Source organism: Pseudomonas sp. Pseusp21, assembly GCF_059492145.1.
In genome coordinates, this window is sequence record NZ_CP168520.1 from 3,192,019 (window position 1) to 3,208,262 (window position 16,244).

The 16,244-nt window shown below is 61.9% G+C and carries 11 protein-coding genes; 10 read left to right on the forward strand and 1 reads right to left on the reverse strand.

All coding sequences use genetic code 11. The annotated features are described in order from the left end of the window. The first annotated feature begins 19 nt into the window (after positions 1–19). A complete protein-coding gene (gene choW / locus ACEN93_RS14525) occupies positions 20–865 on the forward strand; it encodes a choline ABC transporter permease subunit (protein ID WP_039767993.1) in 846 nt (281 codons plus the stop codon). After that, entirely contained in the window at positions 862–2,040 is a 1,179-nt protein-coding gene (gene choV, locus ACEN93_RS14530) for a choline ABC transporter ATP-binding protein (RefSeq protein ID WP_011336304.1), read from the forward strand. Before choW ends, choV begins: the two co-directional genes overlap by 4 nt. Positions 2,041–2,281: 241 nt before the next feature. Here choV and ACEN93_RS14535 read toward each other — a convergent pair whose 3' ends face one another. Further along, entirely contained in the window at positions 2,282–4,222 is a 1,941-nt protein-coding gene (locus ACEN93_RS14535; RefSeq protein ID WP_223290698.1) for a BCCT family transporter, read from the reverse strand. 483 nt (positions 4,223–4,705) lie between these two features. On the opposite strand from ACEN93_RS14535, the gene betI reads away from it, so the two are divergent. From betI to ACEN93_RS14575, 8 genes are all read left to right on the forward strand, one after another. Beyond that, positions 4,706–5,299, forward strand: coding sequence for a transcriptional regulator BetI (betI, locus tag ACEN93_RS14540; protein WP_103385376.1), 594 nt, complete (start codon positions 4,706–4,708; stop codon positions 5,297–5,299). 108 nt (positions 5,300–5,407) lie between these two features. Continuing rightward, positions 5,408–6,880: a betaine-aldehyde dehydrogenase gene (gene betB, locus ACEN93_RS14545; RefSeq protein ID WP_039767992.1), complete on the forward strand. Its 1,473-nt coding sequence runs from the start codon at positions 5,408–5,410 to the stop codon at positions 6,878–6,880. A gap of 131 nt (positions 6,881–7,011) precedes the next feature. Further along, positions 7,012–8,715: a choline dehydrogenase gene (betA, locus tag ACEN93_RS14550; RefSeq protein ID WP_039767991.1), complete on the forward strand. Its 1,704-nt coding sequence runs from the start codon at positions 7,012–7,014 to the stop codon at positions 8,713–8,715. Between the two features lie 283 nt (positions 8,716–8,998). Beyond that, positions 8,999–10,441 (forward strand): TldD/PmbA family protein, encoded by a 1,443-nt coding sequence (locus ACEN93_RS14555; RefSeq protein WP_495610195.1) that lies wholly within the window; start codon positions 8,999–9,001, stop codon positions 10,439–10,441. Beyond that, positions 10,441–11,778, forward strand: a complete 1,338-nt coding sequence (locus ACEN93_RS14560; RefSeq protein ID WP_495610196.1) for a TldD/PmbA family protein — start codon at positions 10,441–10,443, stop codon at positions 11,776–11,778. The genes ACEN93_RS14555 and ACEN93_RS14560 overlap by 1 nt, the downstream gene beginning before the upstream one ends. 159 nt (positions 11,779–11,937) lie before the next feature. After that, positions 11,938–13,365, forward strand: a complete 1,428-nt coding sequence (mdtD, locus tag ACEN93_RS14565; RefSeq protein ID WP_039767988.1) for a multidrug transporter subunit MdtD — start codon at positions 11,938–11,940, stop codon at positions 13,363–13,365. Between the two features lie 121 nt (positions 13,366–13,486). Next, positions 13,487–14,872, forward strand: a complete 1,386-nt coding sequence (gene dbpA, locus ACEN93_RS14570; protein ID WP_007959732.1) for an ATP-dependent RNA helicase DbpA — start codon at positions 13,487–13,489, stop codon at positions 14,870–14,872. A gap of 143 nt (positions 14,873–15,015) precedes the next feature. After that, entirely contained in the window at positions 15,016–16,194 is a 1,179-nt protein-coding gene (locus ACEN93_RS14575) for a BaiN/RdsA family NAD(P)/FAD-dependent oxidoreductase (RefSeq protein WP_103385371.1), read from the forward strand. The last annotated feature ends 50 nt before the right edge of the window (positions 16,195–16,244 follow it).

Here is a 16,244-nt window from a genome sequence, read left to right on the forward strand (position 1 = left end):
CATGCGGACGTTCACTACCATGCTGATTGATCAGAAAATCCCTTTAGGCCAGTACATCGCGGGCTTCGTTGAATGGTTGACGCAACACGGCGCCAACACCTTCGACGCAATCGCCGTGACACTGGAAACGATGATCCACGGCGTGACGTTTGCGCTGACCTGGTTCAACCCGCTGGTGCTGATCGGCCTCATCGCCCTGCTGGCCCACTTCATCCAACGCAAATGGGGCCTGACCGCGTTCGTGGTCGCCTCCTTCCTGCTGATCCTCAACCTGGGGTACTGGCAGGAAACCATGGAAACCCTCGCCCAGGTCATGTTCGCGACCCTGGTCTGCGTGGTCATCGGCGTGCCGCTGGGCATCGTCGCCGCGCACAAACCGATGTTCTACACTTTGATGAGGCCGGTACTCGATCTGATGCAGACCGTACCGACCTTCGTTTACCTCATTCCTACCCTGACCCTCTTCGGGCTGGGTGTGGTGCCGGGCCTGATCTCGACGGTGGTGTTCGCCATCGCCGCGCCGATCCGCCTGACCTACCTGGGCATCCGCGATGTCCCGCAAGAACTGATGGACGCCGGCAAGGCCTTCGGCTGCTCGCGTCGCCAACTGCTTTCACGGATCGAACTGCCTCACGCCATGCCGAGCATCGCGGCCGGCATCACCCAGTGCATCATGCTGTCGCTGTCGATGGTGGTGATCGCGGCACTGGTGGGCGCCGACGGACTCGGCAAACCGGTGGTCAACGCACTGAACACTGCTGATATCGCCCTCGGCTTCGAAGCGGGCCTGGCGATCGTACTGCTGGCGATCATGCTCGACCGTATCTGCAAACAACCCGACGCCAAAGCAGGGGGTGACGCATGAGCATAATTCGCTTCGATAACGTTGACGTGATCTTCACCAAAGATCCGCGCGAAGCACTGAAACTTCTCGATCAAGGCTTGACCCGCAGTGAAATCCTGAAAAAGACCGGGCAGATCGTTGGCGTTGAAAAGGCCAGCCTGGACATCAACAAAGGCGAGATCTGCGTGCTGATGGGCCTGTCCGGCTCCGGCAAGTCGAGCCTGCTGCGCTGCATCAACGGCCTCAACACCGTGAGCCGCGGCAAGCTGTTCGTCGAACATGAAGGCAAGCAGATCGACATCGCTTCCTGCTCCCCGGCCGAGCTGAAAATGATGCGCACCAAACGCATCGCGATGGTGTTCCAGAAGTTCGCCCTGATGCCCTGGCTGACGGTGCGCGAGAACATCAGTTTCGGTCTGGAAATGCAGGGTCGTCCGGAGAAGGAACGGCGCAAACTGGTCGATGACAAACTCGAACTGGTTGGCCTGACCCAATGGCGCAACAAGAAGCCCGACGAGCTGTCCGGCGGCATGCAGCAGCGTGTCGGCCTGGCCCGCGCGCTGGCGATGGACGCCGACATTCTGCTGATGGACGAACCGTTCTCGGCGCTCGACCCGCTGATCCGTCAGGGTCTGCAGGATGAACTGCTGGAACTGCAACGCAAGCTGAGCAAGACCATCGTGTTCGTGAGCCACGACCTCGACGAGGCGCTGAAACTCGGTAGCCGCATCGCGATCATGAAGGACGGCCGGATCATCCAGTACAGCGTGCCGGAGGAGATCGTGCTCAACCCGGCGGACGATTACGTGCGCACCTTCGTCGCCCACACCAACCCGCTGAACGTGCTGTGCGGTCGCAGCCTGATGCGCACCCTGGACAACTGCAAACGCATCAACGGTTCGGTATGTCTGGATCCGGGCGGCGATTCGTGGCTGGATCTGGCCGAAGGCAACACCATCAAGGGTGCGCGGCAGAACGGTTCGGTGCTGAACCTGCAGAACTGGGCACCGGGGCAAGCCGTGGAAGGCCTGGAGCGCAAACCGACGCTGGTGGACTCGAACATCGGCATGCGCGACGCGTTGCAGATCCGTTACCAGACTGGCAACAAACTGGTGCTGCATGACAACAACCATGTGGTGGGGATTCTTGGGGACAGCGAGCTGTATCACGCGCTGCTCGGCAAGAACCTGGGGTAAAGAGAGCAGACACAAAAACGCCGCGAGAGGATCGCGGCGTGATCGTTCCCACGTCGAGGCGTCGAACCGTCCGCGTGGGAATGCAGCCCGGGACGCTCCGCGTCCCAAATCAAAAGCCGAACGCGGAGCGTCCGTTGAGGCATTCCCACGCAGAGCGTGGGAACGATCAGACACAAAAAAGGGGCTCAACTTGAGCCCCTTTGTATTCCCGCACAACGTGCAGGAAAGATCACTTCACAACTCAGCTATAGACCCGGCCAAGGAGCTGCCGATGGCTTTCAAACTGATCGAGCACATCACGTGTGATCTGATCCTGTGTGAAGCCCATCAGGTCGTAGTCCTGGCTGCCGTTGTGCAGGTACACCTCGGCGCGGTAGAAACGCTGGCGCGCTTCATCGGACTGAACCGACTCGCTCGGGGTCGCCAGATAGCCGTCAAGGCTCACTTCGTAGACAAAAGGGTTGCCCTCTTCCATCTCGACCCGCACGCCCATGCAGCGCTTGGATTTGCCCAGCAGCGTCTGCACTTCCAGACCCTGGGCACGCATTTGCGCCGCGGCATCTTCCAGCGCCGGGCTGACATGTTTATCCATGAAGCGCTGCACCACCGACTGGCTCGGTTGCAGGTCCAGCTGGGTCAGGCGCTCGCTGAAACCACGACGACCGCGTTCAGCCAGTTGCGCCTGCTCCTGTTCGATCTGCATGTCCTGGCGCATCGCCTTGTGCAAGCCGAACATGAAGCACACCAGCACCACCGAGAACGGCAGACCGGCCAGCACCACCATGGTCTGCATGGCTTCGAAGTTACCGGCGAACAGCAGGCCGATGGTCACCAGGGTGATCACGACCGACCAGAAGATCCGCAACCAGTGCGGAGCGTCTTCGTCGACGTTGCCGCCCTTGCAGGACAGGTTCGCCATCATCACCGCGCCGGAGTCGGCCGGTGTCAGGAACAGCACGAAACCAACGAAGATCGACACGCCGATCACGACTTTCGACGCCGGGTAGTGTTCAAGCAACTGATAGATCGCCATCGACGGCTGTTCCAGTGCCGTCTTGCCGAGTTCCACCGCGCCCTGGTTCATCACCAGATCCAGCGCCGAGTTACCGAAGATCGACAGCCACGCCAGGGTGAAACCCAGCGGAATCAGCAGCACGCCAGCCACCAGTTCACGCACGGTACGACCACGGGAAATACGCGCGATGAACATGCCGACGAATGGGGCCCAGGAAATCCACCACGCCCAGTAGAACAGCGTCCACAGACCCAGCCAGCGGTCGGACTTCTCACTGTCGCCTTCATAGACGTACAGGTCGAAAGTCTTCAGCACCACGCCGTTGAGGTAGTCGCCGATGTTCTGCACGAAGCCGTTGAGCAGGTGCAGGGTCGGGCCGAACAGCAGGACGAAAATCAGCAGGCCGCTGAACAGGATGATGTTGAGGTTGGACAGACGACGGATGCCGTTTTCCACACCGGACACGGCAGCGATGGTGGCCACGGTGCTCATCACGATGATCACGATCAGCAGGTTGGTGTTGCTGTGCTCCATGCCGAACAGGTTTTCCAGGCCCGAGGACACTTGCAGCGAGCCGATCCCCAGGTTGGTCACCAGACCCAGCAGGGTCACGAACATGCCGAAACCGTCTACCGCATGACCGGCAGCGCCCTTGACCCAACGCTCGCCCACCAGCGGATACAGCGCCGAACGCAGGGCCAGCGGCTGGTTATGACGGTAAGCGAAATAGGCCACGGCCAGACCGACCAGTGCGTAGATCGCCCAGCCGTGCAGGCCCCAGTGCAGGAAAGTCAGCTGAACAGCCTGACGCGCCGCCATGTTGGTAGCCGACGCACCTTCCGGCGGATTGAAGTAGTGATCCAGCGGCTCGGATGCACCGAAGTACAGCAGCGAAATACCGATACCCGACGAGAACAGCATCCCGGCCCAGGCGCCGTAGCTGAAATCCGGGGTGTCGTCCTTGCTGCCCAGTTTGAGTTTGCCGTACGAGGAAAACGCCAGGCCCACCACAAACACCAGGTAAGCGGCGATCACCACCATGTAGTACCAGCCGAAGCTGCGGGACAACCAGGCCTGAGCCACTCCCAGCATTCTGCCGGCCTCTTGCGGGGCGATGATCAGAATGGCGGTCAACAACAGAATCAGCGCGGTAGAGGTGTAAAACACCCAACCGTTGACCGTCACCTTCTCGGGCGGGGTCTTTATTAGCGAGGCAGAACTCATGGCACAAATGCTCCAGGCAGTGCGAGAGAAGAACACAAGGCAACACGGAACCCGACCAATCGGTTAGTTGGCAGCCGACCGGCGGGTGATATAAAGACACCCCGAAAAAAGCCCGAACCTGCAGAGATGGCACCGCGAATCGCCGTCGTGGCCGAGGCATGGACGTTCATCCGAAACCTGGCCTTGAGCGTCTTGCCCATTCAACACGTCCATCGAACGTCGAACCGCGCCTTGCCGCGCGCAGGTTTCGAGCCTTTTCGGATGTCGGTTTTATCGCCACTTACACGTAGGAAAAATCTGTAGGCAGCGACGATTTGTCGCAGATCTTATTCTTTGTTGATTGAACGTTCAATCAAAACAAAATAGACTGGCCCTCAATCCGATAGGCGTCATTCGCCCGTCGGAAGGCCTAAGGAGATGTGCAAGATGCCCAAGGTCGGTATGCAACCCATCCGCCGCCAACAACTGATCGAAGCCACTTTGCAGGCGGTTGATCAGGTCGGAATGGGGGACGCCAGCATTGCGCTGATCGCCCGTTTGGCCGGTGTCTCGAATGGCATCATCAGTCACTATTTTCAGGACAAGAATGGCCTGATCGCCGCCACGATGCGGTATCTGATGAGCGTCCTCAGCGAGAGCGTCACCGCGCGCCGTCAGGCGCTGGCAGACAACAGCCCTCGGGCGCATCTGCAGGTGATCATCGAAGGCAACTTCGACGCCAGCCAGGTCAATGGCCCGGCAATGAAAACCTGGCTGGCCTTCTGGGCCACCAGCATGCACCAGCCGTCTTTGCACAGGTTGCAGCGGATCAACGATCACCGTCTGTATTCCAACCTGTGCTGCGAGTTCCGCCGTGTGTTGCCGCTTGAAGATGCGCGCACCGCCGCCCGTGGACTGGCAGCTCTGATCGACGGCTTGTGGTTGCGCGGCGCGCTGTCGGGAGACGCTTTCGACACTGCGCAGGCGCAACAGATCGCTTACGAATACATGGATTTCCAATTGGCCAAGCAGGTGAGCTAGAGCACAGAAAAAACGCTCGGCCCCTGAACTGTCACCGACCAGCGATGCCACAGCTATATGGCTCACCCGGTGACCAACGCCAACCACTAATGCACTTGCGAGGACACTATGGCCCGTTTCGAACTGCAAAAACTCTACATCGATGGCGCGTACTCCGACGCCGGCAGCGATGCCACCTTCGAAGCCATCAACCCGGCTAACGGTGAAGTCCTCGCACTGGTGCAACGTGCGACCAAGGAAGACGTCGAGCGTGCTGTGGTCAGCGCCGAAAAGGGCCAGAAAATCTGGGCCGCGATGACCGCCATGGAGCGTTCGCGCATCCTGCGTCGCGCCGTCGACATCCTGCGCGAGCGCAACGATGAACTGGCGGCCCTGGAAACCCTGGACACCGGTAAAGCCTTCTCCGAAACCAAGTACGTCGACATCGTCACCGGCGCCGACGTGCTGGAATACTACGCAGGCCTGGTGCCCGCCATCGAAGGCGAACAGATCCCGCTGCGTGACACTTCCTTCGTCTACACCCGTCGCGAGCCGCTGGGCGTTGTCGCCGGTATCGGCGCGTGGAACTACCCGATCCAGATCGCCCTGTGGAAATCCGCGCCAGCCCTGGCGGCCGGTAACGCGATGATCTTCAAGCCAAGCGAAGTCACCTCGCTGACCACCCTGAAACTGGCCGAAATCTACACCGAAGCCGGCGTTCCGAACGGCGTGTTCAACGTCCTGACCGGCAGCGGCCGTGAAGTCGGCACCTGGCTGACCGAGCACCCGCGCATCGAGAAGATCTCCTTCACCGGCGGCACCGACACCGGCAAGAAGGTCATGGCCAGCGCTTCGGCTTCGTCGCTCAAAGACGTGACCATGGAACTGGGCGGCAAGTCCCCGCTGATCATCTGCGACGACGCCGACCTGGATCGCGCCGCCGACACCGCCATGATGGCCAACTTCTACAGCTCCGGTCAGGTCTGCACCAACGGCACTCGCGTGTTCGTGCCGAGCCACCTGAAAGCCGCTTTCGAAGCCAAGATCGTCGAGCGTGTTGCGCGCATCCGCGTTGGCAACCCGGAAGACGAAAACACCAACTTCGGCCCGCTGGTCAGCTTCCCGCACATGGAAAGTGTGCTGGGCTACATCGCCAAGGGTAAAGAAGAAGGCGCCCGCGTGCTGTGCGGCGGCGAGCGTCTGACCGACGGCGAATTCGCCAAAGGCGCGTTCGTGGCCCCGACCGTGTTCACCGACTGCACCGACGACATGACCATCGTCCGTGAAGAAATCTTCGGCCCGGTGATGGCGATCCTGAGCTACGAAACCGAAGAAGAAGTGATCCGCCGCGCCAACGACACCGACTTCGGCCTGGCCGCCGGTATCGTCACCCGCGACCTGAACCGCGCCCACCGCGTGATTCATCAACTGGAAGCCGGTATCTGCTGGATCAACGCCTGGGGCGAGTCCGACGCAAAAATGCCGGTTGGCGGTTACAAGCAGTCGGGCGTCGGTCGTGAGAACGGGATCAGCTCTCTCAATAACTTCACGCGCATCAAGTCCGTGCAAGTCGAGCTGGGCGAGTACGTTTCGGTATTTTGATCAGCTGATCCAGCGACAAGCGGCAAGCTTCAAGCTGCAAGTAAAAGCAGCTTGGTTTGCCGCTCTATCTCAGCACCGCTCGCTGCTCTCTTGCAGCTTGAAGCTTGCAGCTTGAAACTCCCGGAGGACCTATGTCCCAAGAATTCGATTACATCATCGTCGGTGCCGGCTCTGCCGGTAACACCCTGGCGACCCGTCTGACTGAAGACGAAGGCGTCACCGTCCTGCTGCTTGAAGCCGGCGGCCCGGACTACCGTCTCGATTTCCGCACGCAGATGCCGGCCGCTCTGGCATTCCCGCTGCAAGGCCGTCGCTACAACTGGGCGTACGAAACCGATCCAGAGCCACACATGGACGGTCGCCGGATGGAATGCGGTCGCGGCAAGGGCCTCGGCGGTTCCTCGCTGATCAACGGCATGTGCTACATCCGTGGCAACGCGATGGACTACGACGGCTGGGCGAAACTGCCAGGCCTGGAAGACTGGTCGTACCTCGATTGCCTGCCGTATTTCCGCAAAGCGGAAACCCGCGACATCGGCCCGAACGACTACCACGGTGGCGACGGCCCGGTCAGCGTGACCACGCCGAAGGCGGGCAACAACCCGCTGTTCCACGCCATGGTCGAAGCTGGCGTACAGGCCGGTTACCCGCGCACCGAAGACCTCAACGGCTACCAGCAGGAAGGCTTCGGCCCGATGGACCGCACCGTGACGCCGAACGGCCGTCGTGCTTCCACCGCCCGTGGTTACCTGGACGTGGCCAAGAAGCGTTCGACCCTGACCATCGTCACTCACGCCCTGACCGACAAGGTTCTGTTCGAAGGCAAGCGTGCCGTTGGCGTGCGTTACCTGGTCGGCGCCGCTGAAGAGCGCGTCGAAGCCCGCGCCCGCAAGGAAGTCATCGTCTGCTCCGGCGCGATCGCCTCGCCGCAACTGCTGCAACGCTCCGGCGTCGGCCCGGCAAAACTGCTGGAAAGCCTCGACATCCCGGTGGTTCACGATCTGCCGGGCGTCGGCGAAAACCTGCAGGATCACCTTGAGCTGTACCTGCAATACGCTTGCACCCAACCGGTCTCGCTGTACCCGTCGCTGCTCTGGTACAACCAGCCGGCCATCGGTGCCGAGTGGCTGTTCAACGGTACCGGCATCGGCGCCAGCAACCAGTTCGAAGCCGGCGGTTTCATCCGTACCCGTCCGGAATTCGAGTGGCCGAACATCCAGTACCACTTCCTGCCGGTCGCGATTAACTACAACGGCAGCAACGGTGTGAAAGAGCATGGCTTCCAGGCGCACATGGGTTCCATGCGTTCGCCGAGCCGCGGTCGCATCCAGGTCAAATCCAAGGATCCGCGCCAGCACCCGAGCATCCTGTTCAACTACATGGCCACCGAGCAGGACTGGCAGGAATTCCGCGACGGCATCCGCCTGACCCGTGAAATCATGCAACAGCCTGCACTGGACGCCTTCCGTGGCCGTGAAATCAGCCCGGGCATCGAAGTGCAAACCGATGAGCAGCTGGACAAGTTCATCCGCGAGCACGCCGAAACCGCGTTCCACCCGTCCTGCTCGTGCAAGATGGGCACCGACGACATGGCCGTAGTGGATGGCGAAGGCCGCGTGCATGGCATGCAGGGTCTGCGTGTGGTCGATGCTTCGATCATGCCGATCATCACCACCGGCAACCTGAACGCGCCGACGATCATGATCGCCGAGAAAATCGCCGACAAGATCCGTGGCCGCAAGCCGTTGCCGCGCAGCAACGCACCTTACTACGTCGCTGGCGATGCGCCGGTGAAAGGCAAGCCGATGCGTGATGTGAGTGCTGTTGCTCAGTAAGCCGTAATACCTCTTCGGATCGTTCCCACGTCGAGGCGTCGAACCGTCTGCGTGGGAATGCATCCCGTGACGCTCCGCGTCACACAGCGGACGCGGAGCGTCCATGGCGGCGTTCCCACGCGGAGCATGGGAACGATCTGCTGTTATCAGAGTAAATCCCCCTACACCCCCTCTTCACTTGATCCTACACCCCACGCAGGCCTACTCTAGTCCTCGCCTGATCGCTTCATCCCTCCCCGCCGAATCCGCTTCGCCGCTGCTCCCATGACAAGGAGGTTCCCTGATGTTCGATTTCCACCCCCAGCTCAAGCAGCGCTTCGCTGCCTTGCGCACGGGCGCCGAGTTTTTTTCCTTGCGGTATGTCCGCGAGTCCGGCCAGTACCTGTCGGTGCGCAAGAACGTCGCCGAACCGCCGAGCCTGAGCCGCGACGAAGGCGCGATGCTCACCGTCCGGGTCAACGGCGTCGAAGCCTACGCCGCGACCAATGACCTGTCGCAACAAGGCCTGCAAGCCGCCCTCGAGCGCGCCGAACAGCAGGCCCGGCGGATCAAGCCCCACGCCCTGCTCGACCTGAGCCAGCAGCCGGTTTCCAGCGACCGCGCCGATTACTTTTCACCCAATCTGGAACAACCCTTCCCGTCCCTGAGCGAATGCTTCGAGCTGCTCGGCGCGGAATCCGCCTCTGTGCCCAAGGATGAGCGCCTGGTGAATTGGCAAGTGAGCATCGGCATCACCCACGTCGAACAGATCTACCTGAACAGCGCCGGCGCCGAATTGCGCCAGGCCCAACGCTTCGTCTACCCGGGCCTGGACGTCACCGCCTACGATGGCAACGACAGCCAGACCCGCAGCCTCGGCCGCGAGAACTTCGGCCAGCAGGGCAGCGCCGACGTAATCAGCCGCTGCGGCCTGATAGGCGCCGGCCCGAAAGTCGCCGCTCAGGCGCTGCAATTGCTGCTCGCGCCGAACACTCCGCAAGGCCCGCGTGATTTGCTGCTAATGCCCGACCAGATGATGTTGCAGATCCACGAATCCATCGGCCACCCGCTGGAACTCGACCGGATTCTCGGCGACGAGCGCAATTACGCTGGCACCAGTTTCGTCAAAGCCTCGGATTTCGGCAGCCTGCAATACGGCTCGAAACTGCTCAACGTGACGTTCGATCCGGGCATTCCCGAAGAACTGGCGAGTTACGGTCACGATGACGACGGCTCCAAGGCCAGCAAACAATTCCTGATTCGCGAAGGCCTGCTGGTCCGTCCGTTGGGCGGTGCCTTGTCGCAATTTCGCGCAGGTCTGGACGGCGTTGCCAACAGCCGCGCCTGCAGCTGGAACCGACCGCCGATCGACCGCATGGCCAACCTCAACATCGAGCCGGGCGACCAGTCGCTGGAGCAACTGATCGGCGGCATCGAAAACGGCATTCTGATGAGCACCAACCGCTCATGGTCGATCGACGATGCACGCAACAAATTCCAGTTCGGCTGCGAATGGGGCCAGTTGATTGAAAACGGCGAACTCAAGGGCGTGGTGAAAAACCCGAACTACCGGGGCATTTCCGCGCACTTCTGGAAGAGTCTGCGCGCCGTCGGCAACGCCGCCACCACCCAGGTGCTGGGCACGCCGAACTGCGGCAAGGGCGAACCGAACCAGGTGATCCGCGTCGGCCACGCTTCACCGGCCTGCGTGTTCAGCAATGTTGATGTGTTTGGGGGAGACGCCTGATGAGTATTTCCAAGAGCCAGTCCGAGGCGTTCAAGCTGCTGGTCAACTGGCTGCGCGATGCCGTGCGCGAGCCGGAACAGTTCACCCTGAGTTACGACGCCGAATCGTCGGCCTTCGTCCGTTTCAACCACGCCAAGGTGCGTCAGGCCGGGCAAGTTCAGCAAGCCGGTATCGGTCTGAAACTGATCGACGACGGTCGCCATGCCGACCTGCAGATCACCTTGTCCGGCGATCAGGAAGCCGACCTGCAACGCCTTGCCGAAGGCCTGCAACAACTGCGCGAAACCCTGCCGCTGCTGCCGCAGGACCCGTACCTGCTGCTCAACCACAACGGCTGGCAGAGCGAGAATGTGCAGGAGCATCCGCTGCCGGACACCGAACAGGTGGTGGCGGAAATCGCCCAGGCGGCCGAAGGTCTGGATCTGGTCGGCTTCTACGCTGCCGGGCCGATCAGCCGTGGTTTTGCCAGCTCTTCCGGCGCATTCGGCTGGCATCAGGCCAACAGCTTCAATTTCGACTTCAGCCTGTTCCACGAGAACGGCGAAGCGGTGAAGGCCAGCTACGCCGGACATGACTGGAACAGCGAAGACTTCGCCCGCCGCTTCCAGCAGGCCCGCGAGCAACTCGAGTTTCTCGGTCGACCGCTGCGCACCTTGCCGCCCGGCCAGTACCGCGCCTATCTGGCACCGGCGGCGCTGGAAGAAATCATGGGCATGTTGTGCTGGGGCGGTTTCTCGGCGCAGTCGATTGCCAGCAAGAGCAGCCCGTTGCAGAAGCTGTATGCCGGCGATCAGGCGTTCAGCCCGCTGGTGTCCCTCGACGAAAAAGTCAGTGGTTCGCTGAGTCCGGCGTTTTCCGGCGAGGGTTACCCGCGCAGCGATCTGCGGCTGATCATCGAAGGCCAGGCCGGCGAGCAACTGGTCGGCTCGCGCAGCGCAGCCGAATACGGCCTCACCGCCAACGGCGCCGGCGGCGGTGAATCGCCCAGCGCGCTGAACATGGCCGCCGGCGACTTGTCCCAGGCCGAGATCCTCAAGCAGTTGGGTACCGGGTTGTATATCAGCAACCTTTGGTACCTGAACTTCTCGGATCAACCGGCGGCGCGCCTGACCGGCATGACCCGGTTTGCCACGTTCTGGGTGGAAAACGGCGAGATTCAGGCGCCGGTCAGCACCATGCGCTTCGACGACAGCGCCTACAGTCTGCTGGGTTCGCAGCTGGAAGCGTTGACCGCCGAGCGTGAGTTGCTGCTGTCGGCGAGCACCTATAGCCAGCGCAATACCTCGTCGGCGTTGTTGCCGGGGGCGCTGGTGAGCCGATTGACCCTGACCCTGTAAATCCCGGACCTGATCGTTCCCACGCTCTGCGTGGGAATGCATCCCGTGACGCTCCGCGTCACTTTACAGCGGACGCACAGCGTCCATGGCGGCATTCCCACGCGGACGGTTCGACGCCTCGACGTGGGAACGATCATCCAACAACCCACAAGAGGTTCCATGCCCAACCGCCCGCCTCTCGACGCCATCACCGCCCGCTGGTTGCCATGGGTCGTCGCCATCGCTTTCTTCATGCAGTCCCTCGACGGGACCATCCTCAACACCGCCCTGCCGGCCATGGCCCGGGACCTGGCCGAAGACCCGCTGCGCATGCAGGGCGTGATCATCGCCTACATGCTCACCGTGGCCTTGCTGATCCCGGCGTCGGGCTGGATCGCCGACCGCTTCGGCACCAAGAAAATCTTCTTCGGCGCGATCCTGCTGTTCAGCCTCGGCTCGCTGCTCTGCGCCTTGTCGAGCAGCCTGAGCATGCTGATCGGCGCGCGCGTGATCCAGGGCCTCGGCGGTGCCCTGATGCTGCCGGTCGGACGTTTGGTGGTGCTGCGCGCCTACCCGCGCTCGGAACTGGTGCGGATCATGGGCTTCATCACCATTCCCGGCCTGCTCGGCCCGCTGATCGGCCCGACCATGGGCGGCTGGATGGTGGAATACCTGACGTGGCACTGGATCTTCCTGATCAACCTGCCGGTCGGCGTCATCGGTTGCTACGCGGTGTGGAAGTTCATCCCCGACCTGCGCGGTACCGAGCGCACGCGTTTCGATAGCCTGGGGTTCCTGCTGTTCGGCGCGGCGATGGTACTGATCACCATCGCCATGGAAGGCCTCGGCGAACTGCACCTGCCGCACCTGCGAGTGATGCTGTTGCTGTTCGGCGGCATGGCGTGTCTGGCAGCGTACTGGTTGCGCGCCGGGCACATTGAAAACCCGCTGTTCGCGCCGTCGCTGTTCAAGACCCGCACCTTCGCGGTCGGCATCCTCGGCAACCTGTTCGCCCGCCTGGGCAGCGGCGCCCTGCCGTTTCTGGTGCCGTTACTGCTGCAAGTGGCGCTGGGTTATTCGCCGTCCCAGGCCGGGATGAGCATGCTGCCGCTGGCGGCTGCGGCGATGGTCGCCAAATGGGGCGCGCGGCCGCTGATCGAACGTCTGGGCTATCGCATCGTGCTGACCGGCAACACCCTGTTTCTGGGGATCATGCTGGCGAGCATGGGGCTGGTCAGCGAGCAGACGCCGTACTGGCTGCTGCTGTGCCTGCTGGCGGTTCTCGGGGCGATCAACTCGCTGCAATTCACCGCGATGAACACCGTGACCCTGATCGACCTCGACGACGCCAGCGCCAGCAGCGGCAACAGTTTGCTGTCGGTGGTGGCGCAGTTGTCGCTGAGCCTTGGCGTGGCGTGTGCCGGTGCGCTGCTCGGCGGCTTTACGGCGGAGATCGGCAACGATGGCGTCGAGACCGTGTTGGGCGCTTTCCAGCTCACGTTCGTGACCGTCGGGATCATGGCGATGCTGGCGGCGACGATTTTCTCGCAGCTCTCGAAAGAGGACGGACGGCGCGCCAAGCGCCGGGAGGAACACATCGAGCATTGACCGGGGTCTGCGTGGCGAGGGGACCGGCCCTCGTCACAGGCTTTGCGTTCGTCCAGAACTTTCGAGGAAAGTGGCCAGAGGCTGCTACACTGCGCGACATTTTGTTTTGCAGGCCAGTCCCGTGACCACCATCGCCACCGCTTTTAATACTTTGCCGCTGTCCGCCGCCATGCTGGCTAACCTCGACTCCCTCGGTTATGCCCAGATGACGCCGATCCAGGCGCAGAGCTTGCCGGTGATCCTCAAGGGGATGGACCTGATCGCCCAGGCCAAGACCGGCAGCGGCAAGACCGCCGCGTTCGGTATCGGCCTGCTGAACCCGATCAATCCGCGCTACTTCGGTTGCCAGGCACTGGTGATTTGCCCGACCCGCGAGCTGGCCGACCAGGTCGCCAAGGAAATCCGTCGTCTGGCCCGCGCCGAAGACAACATCAAGGTCCTGACCCTGTGCGGCGGCGTATCCTTCGGCCCGCAGATCGGCTCGCTGGAGCACGGCGCGCACATCATCGTCGGTACGCCGGGCCGCATCCAGCAGCACCTGCGCAAGGGTTCGCTGGTCCTCGACGGCCTCAACACGCTGATCCTCGACGAAGCCGACCGCATGCTCGACATGGGTTTCTACGACGCCATCGAAGACATCATCGAGCAGACCCCGGCCCGCCGTCAGACCCTGCTGTTCTCGGCCACCTACCCGGTGGGCATCAAGCAGCTGGCGTCGAAGTTCATGCGCGACCCGCAAACGGTCAAGGCCGAAGCGTTCCACGACGACACCCAGATCGAACAGCGCTTCTACGAGATTTCCCCGGAAGAGCGCATGAGCGCGGTGACCAAGGTCCTGCATCACTTCCGTCCGGCCTCCACCGTGGCGTTCTGCTTCACCAAGCAGCAGGTGCAGGAAACCGTCGATCACCTGACCTCCAAAGGCATTTCCGCCGTCGGCCTGCACGGCGATCTGGAACAGCGTGACCGCGATCAGGTGCTGGCGATGTTCGCCAACCGCAGCACTTCGGTATTGGTTGCCACCGACGTTGCCGCCCGTGGTCTGGACATCGATGCACTGGACATGGTGATCAACGTCGAACTGGCCCGCGACTCGGAAATTCACATTCACCGCGTCGGCCGTACCGGTCGTGCCGGCGAGAAAGGCATCGCGGTCAGCCTGGTGGCGCCGTCCGAAGCCCACCGCGCGCAAGCCATCGAACAACTGCAGAAAACCCCGCTGAACTGGGATCAGGTGGATAACCTCAAGTCCCAGGGCGGTGCCCCGCTGCAACCGCCGATGAGCACGCTGTGCATCGCTGGCGGGCGCAAGGACAAGGTGCGTCCGGGCGACATTCTGGGCGCACTGACCGGTGAGGCCGGGATTCCGGGCGCCCAGGTCGGCAAGATCGCGATCTTCGACTTCCAGTCCTATGTGGCTGTTGAACGCACCGTGGTCATGCAAGCGCTGCAGCGCTTGAACAACGGCAAGATCAAGGGTCGTTCGCTGCGCGTTCGCGTCCTCTGACCTGATCGTTCCCACGCTCTGCGTGGGAATGCATCCTGTGACGCTCCGCGTCACGATTCAAAAGCGGACGCAGAGCGTCCATGGCGGCATTCCCACGCAGAGCGTGGGAACGATCTACGTGATCATTGTGTGAGGACACCGTTTTGCGCTCTACCGAAGTCGTGATCATTGGCGCTGGCGCCGCAGGGTTGATGTGTGCACTGACCGCCGCCGGGCGCGGGCGTCAGGTGTTGCTGCTCGACCACGCGAACAAGGCCGGCAAGAAAATCCTGATGTCCGGCGGTGGGCGCTGCAACTTCACCAACATGTACACCGAACCGAGCAATTTTCTCTCGCAGAATGCGCACTTCTGCAAATCCGCGCTGGCCCGCTACACCCAGTGGGATTTCATCGGCATGGTTGCCAAACACGGCGTGCCGTACCACGAGAAAAAACTCGGCCAACTGTTCTGCGATAACAAATCCAGCGACATCCTCGGCATGCTGCTGGACGAGTGCGATCAGGTCGGCGTCAACCTGCACCTCGACACCTCGATCCAGACCATCGAGAAAGTCGAGGGCGGTTACCTGCTCGACACCACCCTCGGCCAGATCCAGTGCCAGTCGCTGGTGATCGCCACCGGCGGGCTGTCGATCCCGACGCTGGGCGCGACCGGTTTCGGTTATCAGGTCGCCAAACAGTTCGGCCATGAACTGCTGCCGACCCGCGCCGGTCTGGTGCCGTTCACCATCACCGATCAGCTCAAGGACTTGTGCACCGAACTGTCCGGCACCTCGGTGGATTGTCTGGTCAGCTGCAACGACCAGAGTTTTCGCGAGAACATCCTGTTCACTCACCGCGGCCTCAGTGGCCCGGCGATTCTGCAGATTTCCTCGTTCTGGGAGCCGGGCGACACGGTCGAAATCAACCTGCTGCCCGATCATGACGCCGCGAACTGGCTGCAACAGCAAACCGCCGAGCGTCCGAACAGCGAGCTGAAAACCCTGCTCGGTGAAATCTTCACCAAGAAGATGGCCAACCTGCTGGCGGACAACTGGTTTGTCTCCAAACCGATGAAGCAGTACACCCACGCCGAACTGGCGGACATCGCCGAGAAGCTCGGCAGCTGGAAAGTCGTCCCGGCCGGCACCGAGGGCTATCGCACCGCCGAAGTGACGCTGGGTGGCGTCGACACCCGCGAAGTTTCGTCCAAGACCATGGAATCGCTGAAAAGCCCGGGCCTCTACTTCGTAGGCGAAGTGCTGGATGTCACCGGACATCTGGGCGGATTCAACTTCCAGTGGGCGTGGGCATCGGGTTACGCGGCGGCGCAATACGTCTGATTCGAAGGCCGTGCGGAACACTTTTTGCTGTCAGATGTGATCGGCGCCAT

Bases quoted from the DNA above. Each gene is read 5' to 3' on its own strand.
- betI (WP_103385376.1), top strand. From the start codon at position 4,706: ATGCCCAAGGTCGGTATGCAACCCATCCGCCGCCAACAACTGATCGAA.
- choV (WP_011336304.1), top strand. From the start codon at position 862: ATGAGCATAATTCGCTTCGATAACGTTGACGTGATCTTCACCAAAGAT.
- betA (WP_039767991.1), top strand. From the start codon at position 7,012: ATGTCCCAAGAATTCGATTACATCATCGTCGGTGCCGGCTCTGCCGGT.
- choW (WP_039767993.1), top strand. From the start codon at position 20: ATGCTGATTGATCAGAAAATCCCTTTAGGCCAGTACATCGCGGGCTTC.
- ACEN93_RS14555 (WP_495610195.1), top strand. From the start codon at position 8,999: ATGTTCGATTTCCACCCCCAGCTCAAGCAGCGCTTCGCTGCCTTGCGC.
- mdtD (WP_039767988.1), top strand. From the start codon at position 11,938: ATGCCCAACCGCCCGCCTCTCGACGCCATCACCGCCCGCTGGTTGCCA.
- betB (WP_039767992.1), top strand. From the start codon at position 5,408: ATGGCCCGTTTCGAACTGCAAAAACTCTACATCGATGGCGCGTACTCC.
- ACEN93_RS14560 (WP_495610196.1), top strand. From the start codon at position 10,441: ATGAGTATTTCCAAGAGCCAGTCCGAGGCGTTCAAGCTGCTGGTCAAC.